Raw genomic sequence first — 2,202 nt, 5'->3', positions numbered from 1 at the left:
CCGGGACCGCATGGGCGGCCGCGGGATCGGGGCGCGCACGATGACCTGGCAGCGCGTCGTGATCGTCGGCGCGGGACATGCCGGGGGAACGGCGGCGGCGCTGCTTCGGCAGTACGGTCACGAGCGGCCGATCACGCTGATCGGCGACGAGCCGATCCCGCCCTACCAGCGGCCGCCGCTCAGCAAGGCCTGGCTGAAGGGGGAGGCGGACGCCGACTCCCTGGCGCTGAAGCCCCCGGAATTCTACCCCGAGAACGGGATCGACTTCCGTCCGGGCGTCTCGGCCGTCAGCCTCGACCGCACCGACAAGCTCGTCCGGCTGTCGGACGGCTCGAACGTCGCCTACGACCTGCTGATCCTGGCGACCGGCGCACGGGCCATCCCCCTGCCGGTCGAGGGCAACGCGCTTTCGGGGATCCATTTCCTGCGCACGGCCGCCGATGCCGAGGCGCTGAAGGCGCAGATCGGCCCGGGCAGGACGCTGGCCGTCATCGGCGGCGGCTATGTCGGGCTGGAGGTCGCCGCCTCCGCGCGCGCGCTCGGCGCCCAGGTGATCGTGCTGGAGCGCGAGGAACGCATCCTCGCCCGCGTCGCCTCGAGGCCGCTGTCGGACTTCTTCACCGACTGCCACCGCCAGCACGGCGTCGCCTTCGAGCTGGGCTGCTCGGTGGTGGGCTTCCAGGGCTCGGGCGGCCAGGTGACGGGCGTGCAGCTCGCGGACGGCCGGGTGATCGCCTGCGATGCGGCCGTGGTGGGCGTCGGCGCCCATCCCAATGACGAGCTTGCGAAGGACGCGGGGCTGGAGTGCGCACGCGGGGTGGTGGTCGACCTCGACGCCCGCTCGGTCACGGACCCGGACGTCTTCGCCATCGGTGACGTGGCCCACCGCCCGATGCCGATCTATGAGCGCATGTTCCGCATGGAGAGCGTGCCCAACGCCCTGGAGCAGGCCAAGCAGGCCGCCAGCGCCATCACCGGCCGCCCGCGCCCCCCGGGTGAGTGCCCCTGGCAGTGGAGCGACCAGTATGACGCCAAGCTCCAGATCGCCGGCTACGCCTTCGACGTCGACGAGATCGTCGTGCGCGGCGACCCGGCCGACGGCCGGTTCGCCGTCTTCCACCTGAAGGGCGGCCAGCTCCAGTCGGTGGAGGCCGTCAACGCCCCGCCGGAATTCATGATGGGCAAGCAGCTCATCCTGTCCCGCCGGCGCGTGGACAAGACGAAGCTTGCCGATCCCGCCGTCTCGATGAGGGACGTGGCCGACACCTCTCCGGAGACCGTTCGATGACCCCAGCCAACGTCCAGGACGTCGCGCTCATCGTGGGCGGCGGGCCGGGGATCAGCTCGAGCTGCGCCCGGCTGTTTGCGCGCAGCGGCATGCGCGTGGCCGTCGCCGCCCGGACCCCGGACAAGCCGGTCCTGGCGGCGCTGGAGGCGGACCATGGCGTCCGTCGCTATGCCTGCGACGCCACTGATCCCTCCGACGTCGAGGGCCTGTTCCGGAGCGTCGTCCGGGATCTCGGGTCCCCGACGCTCGTCGTGCACAACATCGATGGCCGTACGCCCGGCATCTTCCGCAAGACCATCACCGAGGCGGACCCGGCGATGGCCTTCGAGACCGTCCGGAACGCGGCGTTCAGCGCCTTCCTGGTCGCCCAGCAGGCGGCGCGCCTCATGCTCGAGAACCCGCCGAACGCCAATGGGGCCAGGGGCACCATCATCTTCACCAACGCCAGCGCGGCGCTGAAGGGCTACCCGGCGAGTGGGGCCTTCGCGATGGCGTGCCACGCCAAGTCCGGACTCGCCCAAAGCCTCGCGCGCGAGCTGATGCCCCAGGGCGTCCATGTCGCCAACGTGCCGATCGACGCGGCGATCGGCTGGACGCAGGAGGACGGCAGCCGCGCCCACCGCCTGGCGGGAACGACTGTCGACGACAACATGGCCGACCCGGACCACATCGCCGAGGCCTATCTGCAGCTCCATCGCCAGCACCGCTCCACCTGGGCGTTCGAGGTCGTGCTGCGCCCGTGGGTGGAGAAGTGGTGACGCAACGACCCGCTGGGCCGCGGGGGTTCGCCATGTGCCTGACGACGGATCGCATCCGGTGAGGGGAGAGGAGCCCGAGGTCCCGCTCACCCGCGCCGGCGTGGTCCTGGTGCTCGGCGCCATATTGGTGGGCCTGAGCCAAAGCGGCTGGGCCCA

The 2,202-nt window shown here is 71.5% G+C and carries 2 protein-coding genes; both read left to right on the top strand.

Annotated elements, in window-relative coordinates; all coding sequences use genetic code 11:
* Positions 1-40: 40 nt before the first annotated feature.
* Positions 41-1,288 (top strand): NAD(P)/FAD-dependent oxidoreductase, encoded by a 1,248-nt coding sequence (locus tag VGD44_RS01115; RefSeq protein ID WP_331082992.1) that lies wholly within the window; start codon positions 41-43, stop codon positions 1,286-1,288.
* Positions 1,285-2,046: an SDR family oxidoreductase gene (locus VGD44_RS01110; protein WP_331082990.1), complete on the top strand. Its 762-nt coding sequence runs from the start codon at positions 1,285-1,287 to the stop codon at positions 2,044-2,046. Before VGD44_RS01115 ends, VGD44_RS01110 begins: the two co-directional genes overlap by 4 nt.
* Positions 2,047-2,202: the final 156 nt, after the last annotated feature.

It is taken from the genome of Phenylobacterium sp., from assembly GCF_036402295.1.
In the GTDB taxonomy this organism is placed as follows: Bacteria; Pseudomonadota; Alphaproteobacteria; order Caulobacterales; family Caulobacteraceae; genus Phenylobacterium.
Note: the sequence above shows the minus strand (reverse complement) of the source record. Positions and strands in the feature narration are given on the sequence as shown.